This window comes from Candidatus Dormiibacterota bacterium, assembly GCA_035635555.1.
Classification (GTDB): domain Bacteria; phylum Acidobacteriota; class Polarisedimenticolia; order Gp22-AA2; family Gp22-AA2; genus Gp22-AA3.
Genome location: DASQAT010000033.1, coordinates 58,085 through 74,701 on the forward strand (window position 1 = coordinate 58,085; position 16,617 = coordinate 74,701).

Annotated in this window: 12 protein-coding genes; 7 read left to right on the forward strand and 5 right to left on the reverse strand. The window is 68.3% G+C overall.

Annotation, left to right across the window (positions count from 1 at the left end):
- Positions 1-115: 115 nt before the first annotated feature.
- On the forward strand, positions 116-1,789 hold the full coding sequence (locus VEW47_08685) for a DUF885 domain-containing protein (GenBank protein HYS05255.1): 1,674 nt from the start codon (positions 116-118) through the stop codon (positions 1,787-1,789).
- Positions 1,786-3,072: a M48 family metallopeptidase gene (locus tag VEW47_08690; GenBank protein HYS05256.1), complete on the forward strand. Its 1,287-nt coding sequence runs from the start codon at positions 1,786-1,788 to the stop codon at positions 3,070-3,072. Before VEW47_08685 ends, VEW47_08690 begins: the two co-directional genes overlap by 4 nt.
- 6 nt (positions 3,073-3,078) lie before the next feature.
- Here VEW47_08690 and VEW47_08695 read toward each other — a convergent pair whose 3' ends face one another.
- Genes VEW47_08695 through gatC form a run of 3 tightly spaced genes read right to left on the reverse strand, consistent with a single transcriptional unit; the run spans position 3,079 to position 6,802 of the window.
- Positions 3,079-5,046: an N-acetylmuramoyl-L-alanine amidase gene (locus VEW47_08695; GenBank protein HYS05257.1), complete on the reverse strand. Its 1,968-nt coding sequence runs from the start codon at positions 5,044-5,046 to the stop codon at positions 3,079-3,081.
- Positions 5,043-6,518, reverse strand: a complete 1,476-nt coding sequence (gene gatA / locus VEW47_08700; GenBank protein ID HYS05258.1) for an Asp-tRNA(Asn)/Glu-tRNA(Gln) amidotransferase subunit GatA — start codon at positions 6,516-6,518, stop codon at positions 5,043-5,045. Before gatA ends, VEW47_08695 begins: the two co-directional genes overlap by 4 nt.
- A complete protein-coding gene (gene gatC, locus VEW47_08705; protein ID HYS05259.1) occupies positions 6,515-6,802 on the reverse strand; it encodes an Asp-tRNA(Asn)/Glu-tRNA(Gln) amidotransferase subunit GatC in 288 nt (95 codons plus the stop codon). The genes gatA and gatC overlap by 4 nt, the downstream gene beginning before the upstream one ends.
- Before the next feature lie 56 nt (positions 6,803-6,858).
- Here gatC and VEW47_08710 point away from each other — a divergent pair, with 56 nt between their 5' ends.
- Positions 6,859-7,812 carry a hypothetical protein gene (locus tag VEW47_08710; GenBank protein HYS05260.1) on the forward strand — a complete coding sequence of 318 codons (954 nt, stop codon included), beginning with the start codon at positions 6,859-6,861 and terminating at the stop codon, positions 7,810-7,812.
- Positions 7,813-7,832: 20 nt separating this feature from the next.
- On the opposite strand, the gene VEW47_08715 is transcribed toward VEW47_08710, so the two are convergent.
- Positions 7,833-8,174, reverse strand: a complete 342-nt coding sequence (locus VEW47_08715; protein ID HYS05261.1) for a hypothetical protein — start codon at positions 8,172-8,174, stop codon at positions 7,833-7,835.
- A 10-nt stretch (positions 8,175-8,184) separates the two neighbouring features.
- Positions 8,185-8,769: a sigma-70 family RNA polymerase sigma factor gene (locus VEW47_08720; protein ID HYS05262.1), complete on the reverse strand. Its 585-nt coding sequence runs from the start codon at positions 8,767-8,769 to the stop codon at positions 8,185-8,187.
- 284 nt (positions 8,770-9,053) lie between these two features.
- Here VEW47_08720 and VEW47_08725 point away from each other — a divergent pair, with 284 nt between their 5' ends.
- From VEW47_08725 to VEW47_08740, 4 genes are all read left to right on the forward strand, one after another.
- The gene (locus tag VEW47_08725) at positions 9,054-11,171 is read left to right on the forward strand and encodes a carboxypeptidase-like regulatory domain-containing protein (protein ID HYS05263.1); all 2,118 of its coding nucleotides are present in this window, start codon (positions 9,054-9,056) and stop codon (positions 11,169-11,171) included.
- Positions 11,171-13,981, forward strand: a complete 2,811-nt coding sequence (locus VEW47_08730) for an ATP-binding protein (protein HYS05264.1) — start codon at positions 11,171-11,173, stop codon at positions 13,979-13,981. Before VEW47_08725 ends, VEW47_08730 begins: the two co-directional genes overlap by 1 nt.
- Complete coding sequence (locus tag VEW47_08735; protein HYS05265.1) at positions 13,978-15,408, forward strand: sigma-54 dependent transcriptional regulator; 1,431 nt, start codon at positions 13,978-13,980, stop codon at positions 15,406-15,408. Before VEW47_08730 ends, VEW47_08735 begins: the two co-directional genes overlap by 4 nt.
- A 285-nt stretch (positions 15,409-15,693) precedes the next feature.
- The coding region (locus VEW47_08740; GenBank protein ID HYS05266.1) for a carboxypeptidase regulatory-like domain-containing protein at positions 15,694-16,617 on the forward strand (924 nt) is incomplete at its 3' end.

Consider the following 16,617-nt stretch of genomic DNA (forward strand, 5'->3'; position numbering starts at 1 on the left):
TGCATTATTCCACAGCGTTTTCGACGCCGTCAACACGCCGCCGGGGCTGCGCGTCCCGTCACCCGGAGAGGGGTATAATCCCGCGGCCCTGACGCACCACGGACGCGAGCCCACCGTGAAACGACAGATCGCGACCCTGATCGACGAGATCCTCCGCTTCGGCTGGCGCGTGAGCCCGTCGTACGCCACAGCCGTCGGGATCCACGACCACGACGACCGTCTGATCGACTGCAGCCCCGAGGCGCTCCACGATCGCCTCCGGGCCACGGCGGCCTACCGTCGCGACCTGGAGCGGCTTCGCGATGCGCCGGACAGTCTGGATCCCGACGAGGCGCTCGACCTGACGATCCTCTCCGGCTCCCTGGAAGTCGAAGAGCGCCAGCTCGAGGAAGCCCGGCCGGCGCACCGCGACCCGGCGTTCTACCTCGATGAGATCCTGTACGGCGTCTATTACCTGGCGGAGCGCGAGTTCGCCCCGGTCCCGGACAGGGCGCGCGCCGCCTCGAGGCGTCTTCTGGAGGTGCCGCGCCTCCTCCGCCAGGCGAGGGAGAATCTCTCCGATCCCGCCGTCATCCCGCGGGAGTGGGTCGGCGCGGCCCTGCAGCAGGCCCAGGGCGGCCTGGCGTTCCTCGCTCATCTCAGCCGCGATCTGGCGGCGCGCGCCGGGGCCGCCGCGACGGAGCTCGACAAGGCCTGCGTCGAGGCGTCCGGGGCCCTGGACGAGTTCTCGGAGTTCCTGCGCGGACGCCTTTTGAGCGTGGCGCGGGGAGACTTCGCGTCGGGCCGGGGCCTGTTCGAGCTGCTGCTGCGCGCGCAGCACGGAATCGCGCCCGACACGGCCGCCCTGGTCGAGTTCGGCCGGCGCCTCGCGGCCGACACCGAGACGCGTCTCGCGGAGGCGGCGCGGGCGGTCGACACGCGTCGTCCGTGGCAGGACCTGGTCGGGGAGTGGAAGGCCGACCACCCGAGCCGGGAGCATCTGGTCGAGGAGTACCGGCGCGAAGTGGGGCGCGCGCGGGATTTCATCCTGGCGCGCGGTCTGGCGACCCTGCCGGATGGAGAGACCCTGCGTGTCGTGGAGACGCCATCCTTCCAGAGGAGCGTGACCCCCTTCGCGGCCTACGTGGCGCCGGCGCCGTTCGAAGCGGGGCGTGAGGGCGTCCTGTGGGTGACGCCGCCGGACGACGGCTCCCCGCCGGAGGCGCGCGCGCGCATGCTGGAGGACCACATGCGCCCGGCCATCCCGGCGACCGTCGCGCACGAGGCCTACCCGGGTCACCACCTGCAATTATCGGTCGCCTGCGGTCTCACCTCGAAGGTGCGCCGGTCCTGCGCGACGCCCGTCCTGGTCGAGGGCTGGGCGTTCTACTGCGAGGAGCTCATGGCGGAACAGTCGTACTACGAGGATGTCCGCTGTCGGGTGCTGCAGCTCAAGGACGTCCTCTGGCGCGCCAGCCGCGTCGTCATCGACGTCGGCCTCCACACCGGGGGCATGAGCGTGGACCAGGCGGCCGCGGTGCTGACCGAGGTGGCGCGCCTCGATCCGCAGAACGCGCGGGCCGAGGTCCTGCGTTACACCCGGATGCCCACCCAGCCGATGTCCTACGCGGTCGGGAGGCAGGCGATTCTCGACCTGCGCGAGACGATCAGACGAAGACGCGGCGGTGCGTTCGACCTGAAGCGCTTCCACGACGAGCTCCTGTCGTACGGATCGATCCCGATCGCTCTCATCCGGGACCGCATGCTGGCCGATTCGTCCGGCCCGCCGCCTGCCGGACCGTCCCGATGACGGTGGGACGGACCGGGGGTCTCGTGCTCCTCCTGCTCCTGATCCCGGCCCCCGGGCCCCTGCCGGCGCAGGACGGCCAGGAAAGGACGGGCGCAGCGGTCGAAGCGGGCGGATCGCCGGCCCTGATCGACCACCCGCTCGGCGAGGTCCCCCCCGACGAACCGAAGATGGAGTCGTACTCGCACGGAAACTACGCGCTGGTCCTGGCCGAGTCCCTCTGGAACACAGGTTTCCTGGCGCTCATCGTGTTCTCCGGCTTCGGGAGCACGCTTCTGCAATGGGCGGGGAGATGGAGCCGCTCACCCAACATCAAGGCCGGGATCTACGCCGTTCTGTTCGGGCTCGTCATGTTCATGGGCGGCTTCCCGTTGAATGCCTACGCCTCGTACGTGCGCGAGAAGAAGTACGGCTTCGCGAACCAGACGTTGCCGGCCTGGCTTCTCGATCGCGGCAAGGGGCTCCTCGTCGCCGTCGTCCTGCAGGCGATCTTCCTGACGATCCTCTACGCCGCAATCCGCCGCCTGGGGAGGCGCTGGTGGGTGGCGGGATCGATCCTGACGGTCCTGTTCGCGGTCCTGATGATCGCCATCGCGCCGGTGTTCATAGCGCCGCTGTTCAACAGGTTCGAGCCGCTCCAGGACGAGTCGTTGCGCGCCGACATCCTGGAGATGGCCCGCCGGGAGGGGATCCCCGCCCACGAGGTCTACCAGGTCGACGCCAGCCGCCAGTCCGGCCACACCAACGCCTACGTCGCCGGGATCCTCGGGACGCAGCGGATCGTCCTGTACGACACGCTCCTGACGCGGTTCGCTCCGCGGGAGATCAAGGCCGTGATGGGGCACGAGATGGGGCACTACGTGCTGAACCACGTCTGGAAGACCGTGGCCTTCCTGGTCCCGTGGATCGTGGCGGGGTTCTTTCTGGTGGACCGGGTGTCACGCCGCGTCATCGAGCGCCGGCCGGCGCTCGGCATCCCGGACCTGTCCGAGCCGTCCTCGCTGCCCTTGCTCTGCCTGGTCCTGTCGATGCTTCTCTTCTTCGCCGGCCCCGCCATCGCCACCTTCAGCCGGGCGCAGGAGCGTCAGGCCGATCTGTTCGGGCTGGAGGTGACGCGCGACCCTGCGGCCGCCGCCTCGGTGTTTCTCAAGTTCGGCCGGCTCGACCTGGACGAGTACCACGTCCACCCCGTCGTCGAGACACTCCTCTACAGCCACCCGAGTCTCGCCCACCGCATCCGCGACGCGCAGGACTACGCCCGGCGCAACGGGATCCCGGATCGGTAGCGATCGTCATTGGCCCCGCGAGGAGGTGGCCCGGGAGGGGGCTCCTCTCGGGACCGGCTGGCCATAGTACCTGCGCAGGGCGTCCACGTAGGCCTCGGCGACCCTCTGTCTGTAGATCGGATCGGCGATCAGACGGCTGTCGGCAACGTTGCTGAGGTTGCTGACCTCGATCAGGACCTCGACCGGGACCTCGCTGCAGCGCAGCACCGCGGGCACCCACGAACGGCGCTTGCGGATGATCCGCTCGCGGACCGGATCGTAAGGATGGACGGCGACCTCGTGGTCGCGGAACGACGTCACGAGCGCCCGCGCGAACTGACGCGACAGCCCCTCGGATCGCTCCCTTTCGGATCGTGTGAACGAGACGTAGGGCTTCTCCCGCACCTCGCGGGTGCGCGCGTACACGGACCCCGAATAACCGTAGCGGCTGCGGCGGTATTCCTCGCCGGGCACGTAGATCATGGCGCCGCCCAGTCCCGGATGGCGGGCGTCGGCGTGCAGGCTGGTGAAGACGATCTTGAGCGGGTCGCTCCCCTCGGCGACCAGACGGCGGAAATACGAGTTGGTCAGGTACCAGCGCAGGTTGACGCTGACGTACGGCTCCAGGAGCGGGAAAGGCGGGTCGGTCAGGAGCACCTCCGCCTGGTTCCTGACGAGATGCGTCGAGTCGCGGACACGGTACCCCTCCCTGCGGTCCCTGATCGTCGCGAGGACCCGCGCCCCGGTGTCCCGCTCCAGGAGCGCCTTGATCCTGCAGAGAATGTCGTAGACATACTCGTGCTCGGCGACACCGTTGTGCGCGGCGCCGCGATCGCGCCCGCCGTGCCCGGCGTCCAGGATCACGGTCACACCCTCCAGGTTGCGGCTCTGGGACGGATTCGTGTAGCGCCCCACCTCGGCCTGGCTCCTCTGCCAGGCCTCGCGGCGCGGGTCGGTCGCTGGAAGGTACTCGGGCAGGAGGTCGTCGAGGGAGATCTTCACGCCGTACCCCGTCGGGATGTCCGTCACGTCCTTGATGCCGGACCGGGAGGCGATCGCGAGAGCGAGATCGTTCACCTCCTGGCTGTCCACCCGTCCCGTGAAGCGCATGACGACAGAATAGAGAGCCTCGCCGCGCTTCAGGCGGTACCTCCCGAAGGGACCGCCCGCATCCTTGCCGTAGACGAGCTGGCCGCTCGCGTCGGTGGCCCTATCCGGGGGCGCGGGCGGCGGCGCGTGCGCCGGCGTCGACTCGGGCTCCGGGGGCACCTCGGTGAAATCGTCGCTCTCCACGTCCCCTTGACTGTCCCCCGGCGTCGTCGTCCCCGCGGCGGCGGTCTGGAGCCCCGCCGCGGCCGCGAAGGGCGGCAGGAGCAGCTCGCCCGGAACGAGGATCTCCTGGTCCTTCGCGGGGAGGAGACCGGGGAGATCGTTGCGGTCGGCGAGCGCGCGGAAATTCTCACCGCGTCCGGTCAGCCAGAGCGCCACGTTCCACAGGGTTTCCTGCGAAGGCTTCAGAAGACCGCAGCCGGCCCGGTGGATCCAGTTTCCCTCGCGCGGTCCGTCCTCGGGAAACAGGACGCGGATCACCCGCACCTTGTATCGATCGTTGAGAGACGCGTAGGGGATGGCGACGAGCTCCCCTTCGGGCGGCAGCCGATCCCCGCTGCGGGTCCGCACCGCCTGGAGCTCGCGCAGATCGGCGAGATATCTCTGGCCGATGGAGGTGTACGTGTCGCCGGCGCGGACCTCGACCGTGAGCACGAGGTCGCTGCCGCCCCGCAGCTCGGGACGCTCGTCCGCGGCCAGGCGATCGGAGGCCGTGTGACGCGCAACGGGCGCGTCCAGCCGGCGGGCGGGCTGGGGGACCGGGGCGCTCCGTCCCGAGGCGGACGGCGCGGCGCCCGCGCCGACGGAGCAGGCCAGACAGAGGACGAGGCGGACGAAGAACGGAAGCCCGGGCGCGCCTTCGCGTCCGGTGACGGACGGTCTCACGACGTCCCGTCGAGGGGCGGGCGGTGGTCGCGGAACTTCAAGGCCCCCTCGAGCGCCGCCGCGAGTCGGAGGACGGTCTCCTCGTCGAAGGGACGGCCGATGACTTGAAGCCCGACCGGCAACCGTTCGCGCGTCAGGCCGCAGGGAATCGAGATCCCCGGGAGGCCCGCCAGGTTGATGGTGACGGTGAAGATGTCCGAGAGGTACATCGACAGCGGGTCGTCGACCTTGTCGCCGAACCGGAAGGCGGGTGTCGGGGTCGTCGGAGTGACGATGACATCCACCTTCTCGAACGCGAGATCGAAGTCGCGGCGGATGAGCGTCCGCACCTTCTGTCCCTTCAGGTAATAGGCGTCATAGTATCCGGAGGACAGGACGTAGGTGCCGAGCATGATGCGCCGCTTCACCTCCGGACCGAACCCCTCGGTGCGCGTGCGCACGTAGAGCGTCTCCATCTGAGAAGCGCCGGCGGCGCGATGGCCGTAGCGCACTCCGTCGTAGCGCGCCAGGTTGCTGCTCGCCTCGGCGGTGGCGATGATGTAATACGTCGGGATCGCATACTCCGTGTGCGGCAGCGAGATCGGCTCGAGCCGGGCGCCCAGGCGCTCGGCGATCGTCAGCGACGACTGCACGGCGGTCTCGACCTCGGGCGCGAGCCCCTCCCTGAAATACTCCGCAGGCACGCCGATGCGCAGCCCCGCGGCGTCCTTGCCGAGCGCTTTCAGATAATCCGGCACCGGCTGCGGGGCGGACGTCGAGTCGCAGGGGTCGTGGCCCGCGATCACCTGGAGGACGCGCGCCACGTCCTCCACCGTGACGCCGAACGGCCCGACCTGGTCGAGCGATGACGCGAAGGCCACGAGCCCGTAGCGCGACACGCGGCCGTAGGTCGGCTTCATCCCCGCGACACCGCAGAACGCCGCGGGCTGGCGGATCGAGCCGCCGGTGTCGGACCCGAGCGCCGCCGGCACCTCCCCGGCCGCGACCGCCGCGGCCGATCCGCCGCTCGATCCTCCGGGGACCCGGTCCAGCGCCCAGGGGTTGCAGGTCTTCTCGTAGGCCGAATTCTCCGTGGAGGAGCCCATCGCGAACTCGTCCATGTTCGTCTTGCCGACGATCACGGCGCCGGCCCGGCGCAACCGCTCCACGCAGGTGGCGTCATAGGAGGGCACGAAATTTTTCAGGATGCGGGAGCCGCAGGTCGTCGGAATTCCGCGCGTGCACAGCACGTCCTTGACGGCGATCGGAACGCCGGCCAGGGGACCGAGCGGACGACCCTCCTTCCGATCGCGATCGACGGCCTCGGCCTGGCGCAGGGCGTCGTCCTCCAGGAGAGTGCGGAACGCCTTCACGCGGGGCTCGACCTCACGGGCGCGCCGCAGGCGGGCGCCGCAGATCTCGGCCGCGCTCACCTGTCCGGAAGCGACGAGCGAGCGGATCTCCCCGATGGTGCGCCCGTGCGCGACACTCATCCGATCACCCTGGGGACCTTGAAGAGGCCGTGCTCCGACTCCGGGGCGTTGGCGAGCGCCTCCTCGCGCGACATCGACGGGCGCAGCGTGTCGTCGCGCAGGGCGTGCGAGCCCACATCGACGTGCGACGTCGGCTGGATGTCGGCCGTGTCGAGCGCGTTCAGACGGGCGACGTACTCCACGATGGAATTGAACTGCTGGGTGAAACGACCGAGCTCGTCCTCGGAGAACTCGAGGTGCGCCAGCTTCGCGATGTGACGGACTTCGTCCTTGCCGATGGCCATGAAGCGCTGAAGCCTCGAGAAGGATTATACCCGAGTCATTGTGGTAGCCTCAGCCGATGAGCCGCCTCCGGCGATTCGTCGTGATGCTCGCAGTACCGCTCGTGCTGCACGCCGCCCCGCCTCCCGCGCAGACTCCCGGTGCCCGGGACGCGTCCACCGCCGCCGTGCGCGTCACCGTCGAGACGCTCGTCGTCGATCGCCGCGGCACCTGGTCGCTCGGCACCGACGTGGCGGATCTCCTGTCGGGCGGCAGCGGCGTTCTCAGGAAATCGGCGACCTTGATCAGCCGCGGCGAAGCCTCGGAGGCGCGCGAGATGGTCGAGATGACCGTGCACCTCGGCGCGATCGTCAGGCCTGGAGGGGGCTGTTCCCTGGATATCGGGACCGAGACCCGCGGCGTCGTGGCCGGCGCCAGGACCGGGGGAAAACCGCGGCAGCCCGACCGCACGCACGCCACCTTCGTCCTGAAACCCGAGCAGGAGCGCCTGGTCGAGGCCTACGCCTCAACGGCGACGCAGGGCCGCCTCGTTCTGAAAGTGCGCTGCGACGCGCCGCCTGCGGCCAGCGGCGCCGTGTCCGAGTCCGATCTTCAGTTCGTCGATTTCACGCTCGCCGTGGCGCGGGCCGACGGCGAGAAGGATCCGCGACCGATGAAAAGCGATCTGCTGCGCGCCATGGTCGGCCGGGAGGCCAGCGTACTCTTCTCCTTCAACGTTCCCCTCGAGCCCGACGCCACCGGCGCAAAACGCTACCGGCGTGAGAAGCTTGAGGTTGCGCTCACACCGCTCCTGCTGTCGGGCGGGCGCGCGCAGGTCGCCCTCCGGGTGCTCGGCGAGATGGCGACCGTCGGCGCCGACGGTCCTGCCGTCACCCATCCCATCGAGCACGCAGACACCCTCGTCATCCTCCCCGGCGAGAAACGGGAGATCGACATCGACATCCGCTCGTCGGGGGCGGGCGAAGGCTGGGAGCGCGTGCGCTACCGTCTCGCCCTCGTCGGCACGTTCTGAGTCCCGGGCGAGGCGGAGCCTCAGGATTGCCCCTTGCTCTCGCCGGGGGATGGGCCGAAGCCGCAACGTCCCAGCATGCCCTGCCGGAACCGTTCCCTCTCCTCGGGCGTCATGCGCTCCCAGCGCTCGGCCATGCGATGGCGGAAATGGGAACGACCGAAACCGCGGCATCCGAATCCGCCGAAGAGGATCCGGCACAGCGCCAGGAGTCCGATCGCCTGCCAGAAGGTGATCGAGCGCCAGGCGAAGAGCGGCGGCAGCAGCCAGTTCCACAGGTGCAGCACGACTTCGCCGCCGATGAAGGTAAAGAGCAGCATCCCCAGAATCGCCAGTGGAGCGATGAAAATCCATTTCCTTCTCATGTCCGGCTCCTCATGCTTTGGTGAGTTCGTCGTAAATGCTTCGCAATCGCTCGCGCAGATGCAGCACCGCATACCGTTTGCGTGAGAGCAGCGTGTTCACGCTCACGCCGGTCTCGGCCGCCATCTCCCTGAAGCTGCGCCCCTCCAGCTCGTGCGCAACAAACACCTGGCGCTGCTCCTCCGGCAGCTCATCGACCGCCATCTCGAGCTCATCGAGAAGCACGTTGCGGGCGTAGAGCGCCTCCGGTCCGGCATCGGGCGAAGGCAGCAGGTCGGCCCACGGGAGCCGTTCGTCGTCCTCGTCCCCGACCACGCCATCGCCGGCGCTCTCCGGCGTCTTCTTGCGGAAGAGATCGGTGATGCGATTGCGCGCCACGCGGAACAGCCAGCCGGTGACGTGCCCGATCGGCATCAGCAGGCGGTTCGCTTCCACCAGCTCGTAGAAGACGTCCTGCAGGATGTCCTCGGCGTCGCGCGGGTCGGGCACGCGCCGGCGAATGAAGTCACGCAGCCGGGACTGCTCCCGCCTGACCACCTCGGAGATCCGCCGGTCCTGTTCGAGTGTCATCCGCTCCAGGCTCGCCGCGTTCTTCATTTACGGCTGTAGACGAATGAGAGGCTGCGGATATTGTATGAAAATGCCCTACAACCGTGCGGATGCTCCTCATCATTCATGTCCGATCAATCTGATTCCACGAGGGTTACCTCGACAGGCAGGAGTTCTCAAGGGATCTTGGTCTTCCAAGTCATCACGACGCTCAATTCCCCTCTGGGCGCAGGGCAGTCATCCGCACTGTCGTCGGGCATTTTCCTTTGACTTGTTAACGTCGGTTCGGTCAGAATGATGGGCCTTTCGCACGCATCGCGCCGGGAGAGCCCATGACGCTACGTTCCGGGAACGCGTGCCACGCGCTCGCCGCCCTCCTGATCTCCTTTGGTGCCGCCGTGCCGTCCGCGCTGGCCCAGGACCGGGCGCTCGCCGGCCAGGTGGTCGATGGACGCGGGGCCGGGCTCGCGGGTGCCACGATCTTCGTCACGCAGCTCGGTCGCGCTCGGCGGGCGGCCGAGGAGAGCGCGCAGTTGCGCGCGACGGCCGCGGGCGTCGACACCGCCGACCGGGTGCTCAGGAGCGGCGCGGATGGATCGTTCAGCGCCCAGGTGCCGGCGGGGCGGTATCGCATCGCGGTCTTCAAGGTCGGGTACGACGTCGCGCTCGCGGAGGTCAACATGGCGACGCGCAACCTCCTCGATGTGCGCATGAGGCCGGCGGCCGCGTCTCCCCTGGAGGCGCCGGGCGACGCCGCGGCACGCGACGGCGGCCTGGACTGGATCCTGCATCGCTCCGACGGAGACGAGTTGCGCGACGTCGAGGCCGGTCTCGAGGGGGGGACGGGCTCCGTGGCGCTCGTCTCTTCACGCAGAGGCGGCCACGCTCCGGCCGCGCTCAGGTGGCGGATGCCGACCATCAACGGCGAACTGAGTCAGGACTTCAGCGGCTCGGACCTTCTGGGCGGAGAGACCGCGGGCCCCGGGGACGCCTCCGGACGCGCCACCCGGCTGGCTCTGCGAGGTCCGGCGGGCGAGCAGGGTTCGTGGCGCTTCGACGGCCATTCCGTCAGGACGACGGCGGGACTGTCCGGCGGCGACGAGGCGCGCCGCGGCGGGGCGACGACGGGCCTGGGAGTCGGGTTCGATTACCGCCTCGGGCCGGACGATGATCTGAAGACCCTGGTCCGCTACTCCACCCGCCGGTACGTGTTCGAGTCGGTCGACGCCGCCGATGATGTGAACCAGGCGCAGAGGAACTCCGCCGTGCGGGCGCGCTGGGATCGGAATCTGGGAGACGGCGCGCTGCTGTTCGTCGTGGGCTCGTGCCGGGAGGCCGCCTTCCGCCAGCCGGACGGCGGCCCGACATCCGTGGCGACCATCGTGGCCGGTGCTTCGGACGGGGCCCGTCTCGTGGATCGGTCCATCTCGGCCGCGGCCGGCCTGGCGTTGCGGTCGGTGGACCACGCGATCGATCTGGGGATGCGCGTGCACTCCTTCCGTTACGACCTGGGGGACGGAGGCGCTCTCTTGTCCGGAGGGGACTCGAGCGCGCTCCCCCTCGAGGCGGGTACTCTGGGGCGGGCCATGACTCTCTTCGGAGGAGACGACTGGCGGCTCACCGACCGCAACACCGTGAACTACGGGCTGCGCTACCACAACGATCTGTCCTCGGGGGATGCCTACGTGGTGCCGCGCGTGGGGCTGACGACGACGCTTCCGGAGGCGGGTGATCTGGTGGTGCGATCGGCCGTGATGTACCGCGTCGAGGAGAATCGTCCGTCGCTCTCCGTCTCCGCCGCGGATGAGCGGGGCGCCGTCCGTTCCGATGCGGGTCGTCTGGGCTACGAGATCGGTGTCGCGAGCCGGCCGGAAGACCGGCTGCAGTTCGCGGCCACGCTGTCGTACCGGCCGTTCCAGGAGCGCCTCGACGAGCAGGACTCCGCGCTGTCATCGGCGGGATTCCCGGGCGGGGGAGTGCTGGTCCTGTCCGACGCGACGGCGGGCCGGCACGAGATGGAGATCGAGCTGGAGCGCGGTTTCGGACTGGTCCGCGGCGTTCTTCTCGGGAGCATGGGACGCGTGCAGGGCCGGCTGAGCCCCGTTCTGGGGGACGGCCCGGTCGTGGACCCGGCTGAAGGCCAGGCGCACTACTACATGACAGGCCTGCGCGCGACCATCAAACCGACCGAGACCGAGGTGCGGATCGACTACCGCAGCGTTCTGGGCGAGGCGGAAGCGCACGAGACCGGCGGGCCGTCCTCACTCCGTTACCGGCGGCTCGACCTGGCGGTCCTCCAGGACCTTCCCTTCTCCTCGTTCGCCGCCTCGCGCTTCCGGGTCCTGATGGCCTACGAGGGGCTGCTGCTCGACTCGGTCGACGGTGTCGCGCCCTGGCCCGGATCGGGCGCCACGACGCGCGTGACCGGCGGCGTGGACATTTCCTTCTGATGCGCAAGACGCTGGCGGTCGGCATCTCGGCGCTTCTTCTCGCCTGGGGCGCCGCCTACTTCCACAACCAGGTCACGCTCATGGCTCCGGAGACCGGCGTCGAGTGGGTGGACTCCGCCCGCGGAGTCGTGGCCGACACGGTCATCCCCAGGACACCGGCCTGGAAGGGGGGCCTGCGACCTGGCGATCGCCTGCGGGCCATCGACGATCGGTCGATCGCCTCGGCGGTCGACGCCGAGGACGCGGCGTACGCCGTGCCACGCGGTACGCCGGTCTCCTACCTGGTCGAGCGCGACCATGAGGAGGCCGAGTTCACCGTCCGCCCGAACTGGGTGGGCGGAGGGACGCCTGTCTACTACTACCTCACCCTCGTCGGCCTCACGTTCCTCGGCGTGGGCGTGGTGGTCTGGCTGCGGGCCACTCGGGCCCGCGCCGCCATTCCGTTCGCGCTCCTGTGCCAGGCTATGTTCATGGTCCTGGTCCTCAAGAGCGAGGGGCAGGGGGGCTTCCTGGACTGGTCGGGATACTGGGGCGATCTGACCGGCTGGCTCCTGGCCCCGGCCCTGTTCCTGCACATCACCTGGGCGCTGGCGGACGAGGACCGCGGATCGAGCCTGAGGCGATTCGGGCGCGCGGTCTTCTACGTGCCGGCGGTCCTGCTTCTCGCCTACAACCTCTATCTGATCCCGTTCAAGCAGGTCTATCGATTCGCCGATCCTCTGGCGGTCATCCGGTTCAAGGAACGTCTCGAGGAGCTGTACATCGCGGTCTTCGTCATCACGGGCATCGTCAAGGCCGTGCTCTCGTACATGTCGGCGACGCGGCTTCAGACGCGCTGGCAGCTCAAGTGGATGGCGTGGGGCAGTCTGGTCGGCTTCCTGCCGGCGGCCGTCTTCTACCTGGTTCCGCGCTCGCTGAACATCCGGATCGGCGGCTGGAGCGACCTGTCTCTCCTGCCGATGGCGGTCATTCCGCTCGCCTTCGCCGCCGCGATCGTCCGCTATCGTCTTCTCGACCTGGACATCTTCCTGAAACGGGGGATTGTGGCCATCGGAATCCTGCTCACCGCGGGGGCGACCTACGCCGCGTGCTACGTCGTGATGGACCGGGCCACCGGCGGGATCACGCCGCGCGGCCTGAACCTGGCGCTGATCCTGGCCACGTTCCTGATGGCGATCTTCTACCCGCGCGTGCATCGGCGGCTGAAGAGCGTGGTCGACCAGTTTTTCTACCGGGAGCGCTACGACTACCGCCGCACGCTGAACGAGTTCAGCGAGGCGCTCAACCGGGAGCTGAGCCTGCCGACGCTGAGGGCCAAGTTCATCGGACGGGTCGAGCGGACCTTCAACCTCGAGTCCGCGCGCGTGTTCGTGCGCGAGCACGAGGGACGGCGCCTCTTCGGAGGGTCGCCGGAGCAGACCCTCGTCCTCGACGACCCGCTCATGAAGATGCTGGAGGGCGCCGACTACCTGTCCCTGCGGGATCACTCCGGGGCTGTCGAGACGGCGACCGGCGCCTTCCTCATCGATTCTCTCGGCCTGGAGTACATGGTGCCCATGACGGTGGAAGGTGAGATCGTGGCCGTGCTGGGCGTCGGCACGCCCCGCGGCGGGGAGCCCCTCACCACCGAGGACCTGCAGCTGCTGATTTCGCTCTGCCGCCACGCGGCGGTCGCCTTCGAGGGGGCCCGGCTGTACAGCGCGGTGCACGAGAAGGTGCAGGAGGTCGAGGCGCTGCGCGAGTTCAACGAGAGCATCCTCGAGAGCAGCCGCGTGGGCATCCTGGTCACGGACTCCGAGGGGCGCGTCCTCAATGTCAATCGCGCCTTCGAGCATCTTTACGGTGCCGCGCGCGACCAGATCCTCGGACAGCGGTTGTCCCAGGTCATGCCGGCCGGAGTGTTCGCCCTGGCCACCGGGGACGCGCTTCCGCCGGGCGGCGAGGATCTGCCGGACGCCGGGCTTCGGGTGTACAGGTCCTCTCTGCGCACGCGCGACGACAGGCGGCTGATCGTCAACCTGACGCAGGCCGCCCTGCGCGATCCGGCCGGGCGGCCGCGCGGGCGGGTCATTACCGTCGACGACGTTACCGAGCAGGTGCTCCGCGAGCAGGATCTGCAACGACGCGAGCATCTCGCCTCGATCGGTCTTCTGGCCTCCGGCATCGCGCACGAGGTGAACACGCCCCTGACCGGCATCTCGTCCTACACCCAGATGCTCCTGGAGGAGCGCACGCCGGAGGACCCCGAGTATTCGGTCCTCAAGAAGATCGAGCAGCAGGCCTTCCGTGCGGCCGGGATCGCCTCGAGTCTGCTGAACTTCTCGCGTCAGCGCGACGGCGATTACCAACCGCTGGATATCGCCGAGATGATGTCGGAGACGCTGGAGCTGTTCCAGCCCCACCTGCGCGGCCGGAGGATCGAGCTGGTGCGCCGGGTCGACGGGCCGCTGTCCCGCGTGAACGGCAACCGCGGGCGCCTCCAGCAGGTCCTGATGAATCTCCTCCTGAACGCAGTGGACGCCATGCCCGAAGGCGGTACCGTGACCGTGGCGGCGCACGCCGACACGGGGAGGGTGCAGATCGAAGTGAGCGACACCGGCTGCGGCATCCCGCCGGAGCACCTGGACCGGATCTACGATCCGTTTTTCACGACGAAGCCGCGGGGCCAGGGGACCGGTCTCGGGCTCTCCGTGTCCTACGGAATCGTCAAGGAGCACTCCGGGACGCTCCTGGCTGAGAGCAGCCCGGGGGAGGGATCGCGCTTCGTGGTCAGCCTGCCGGTAGTGGATGAAAGGAGGGCCTCGGCGTGAAGGGCCCGCGGGTCCACCTGGCCGAAGGGGAGCCGGCGCACAATACCGCGGGCGAGGCCGTCCGCGTGCTCGTGATCGACGACGAGCCGATCATCCGCGACGTGCTTCAGGAGATCCTGTCGCGCGAAGGGTACGCGATTTCCTCCGTCCCGGACGCCGAATCCGGGCTGGCCGCGCTCGAGCGGCAGGAGTACGACCTCGTCATCCTCGACCTGATGCTTCCGGGCATCGGCGGCTTCGAGACGCTCAAGGAGATCAAGCGCCGGGATCCGGACAGCGTGGTCGTCATGATCACCGCCTATGGTTCCGTGGAGACCGCCGTGCAGGCGATGCGCATGGGGGCGCACGATTACCTGACCAAGCCGTTCAAGAACGAGGACGTCCTCCGGACCCTGAGCACCGGGTTGCGGCATCGCCACGTTCTGGCCGAGAACAGGACGCTGCGCCGCGCGCTTCAGGGGAAGGCCCGTTTCGGAGAGCTGGTCGGGAAGAGCTCGGCGATGCAGCAGCTCTACCGGCTGATCGAGCAGGTCGCGCCGAGCCGGTCCACGGTGCTGATCCAGGGGGAGAGCGGCACAGGGAAGGAGCTCGTCGCCCAGGCGATCCATCTCAAGTCGGGGCGTCCGGAGGAGGCGTTCGTAGTGGTCAACTCCGGAAGCATCCCCGCCGACCTGCTCGAAAGCAACCTGTTCGGTCACGTCAAGGGGGCGTTCACCGGCGCCATCCAGTCGAAGAAGGGGCTGTTCGAAGTGGCGAGCGAGGGATCGATCTTCTTCGACGAGATCAGCACGATCAAGCCGGAGGTCCAGGCCAAGCTTCTGCGCGTCATCCAGGAGAAGGAGTTCCTGCCGCTGGGCTCGGTGCAGAGCGTCCACGTCGACGTGCGCATCATCGCGGCCACGAACATCGACCTTCAGGAGCTGGTCCAGCGCGGCGAGTTCAGGGAGGACCTGTACTACAGGCTGAACGTGATCAACATCAAGCTGCCTCCCCTGCGCGAGCGCCGGGAGGACATCCCGCTCCTGGTCGACCACTTCGTCGCAAAGTACGCGGCCGAGAACGGCAAGGTCGTGCGGTCCATGGTCCCCGAGACCCTGGCCATTCTCGTCGACTACTCGTGGCCCGGGAACGTGCGCGAGCTCGAAAACGTGATCGAGAGGGCGGTCGTCCTCTCCTCCTCGCCGGTGATCGGGACGGAGCTCCTGCCGGAACCGCTGCAGGGTGACCGGCCGCGGCCCCTTCCCGGTCCGATGCAGAGGGACGGGAACATGTCGTTCTACGAGACCATGGAACGGATGGAGAGGGAGATCATCGTGGAGACCCTGAAGAGCGTGAATGGCGTACAGCGCAAGGCGGCCGCCCGTCTCGGGCTGAACCCGACCACTCTGAACGAGAAGATCAAGCGTCTGAAGATCCAGTATCGCTGATCGTCCCCGTTTACCCCCCCGCCCCCCCTGCTGTATATAGCCCGCACGTGGACCCCCATCATCTTCTTGACAGCGAGAGGGTTGACAGTAGTATTACACCGCACCCCGGGGGGCCGCCGGATCCCCTGCCGGGACAGCCGATGGACAGGCGGCCATCCCTTGACAGGATCTTGCCCGTTTCTATAGACTTGACGCGAATCACTTGTCGAAAAAAGGACTAATCACGGGCCGGTGCAAACAAGGGGACGGAGAGCCTCGCCAGGCCCCGCCCGGAGGTCCAAGCCGATGGTACTAATAAGAAGAGTCCTCCTTCTCGCCGGCTCTCTGCTCCTCGCCTTCAACATCCCGGTCTTCGCCCAGGCCACATCGGGTCTCAAGGGAAAAGTCGTCGACAAGGACGGCGCTCCGTTGCCGACGGCCCGGATCGTTCTCAAGAACGATTCCCTGGGAGTGAACCAGCAGACCGTAACGGACGCAAACGGTGAATTCCGCATCGCGCCGCTCGCGCCCGGAAAGGGCTACGTCCTGGAGGTCTCCTTCCCCCAGATGTCGACGATCCGGCAGGACGTCGAGGTCGTCCCCGGCAGGATGATGACCACAACGATCACCCTGCGTCCCGGCTCCGAGATGAAGGAGACGGTGAAGGTCACGGCGCAGGGTGAAGTCGTCAACACGGCGACGACCACCACCTCGACGGTCTTCAACTCCGAGTTCATCGAGGCCCTGCCGATCCTGGGCCGCAACTATCAGGACGTCCTGACGCTCGCCCCCGGCGTGTCGGACGTGGACGGCGACGGCAATCCGACGATCCACGGTTCGCGCGACACCGACGTCATCACTCTCGTGGACGGGGTCTCGACGAACGACCCGCTCACCGGGAAACGGGGGCAGGAGATCAACATCGACTCGATCCAGGAGATCGAAGTCAAGACGGCGGGAGCGACCGCCGAATACGGCCGGGGCCAGGGAGGGTTCGTCACTCTCGTCACCAAGTCGGGCGGGAACGAGTTCGAGGGGAAATTCAGCTTCTACTGGCGCGGCAAGACGTTCGACGGGGACGGAGCCGGGATCGACGACCCGAAGCTGCACGGCGGCCTGGGTGAGCTCGGCCTGCGCGACCTGAAATTCAACGACTTCACGCCGTTCCTGTCGCTCGGCGGGCCGATCAAGAAGGACAAGGCCTGGTATTACTTCACGGCCGAGTACATC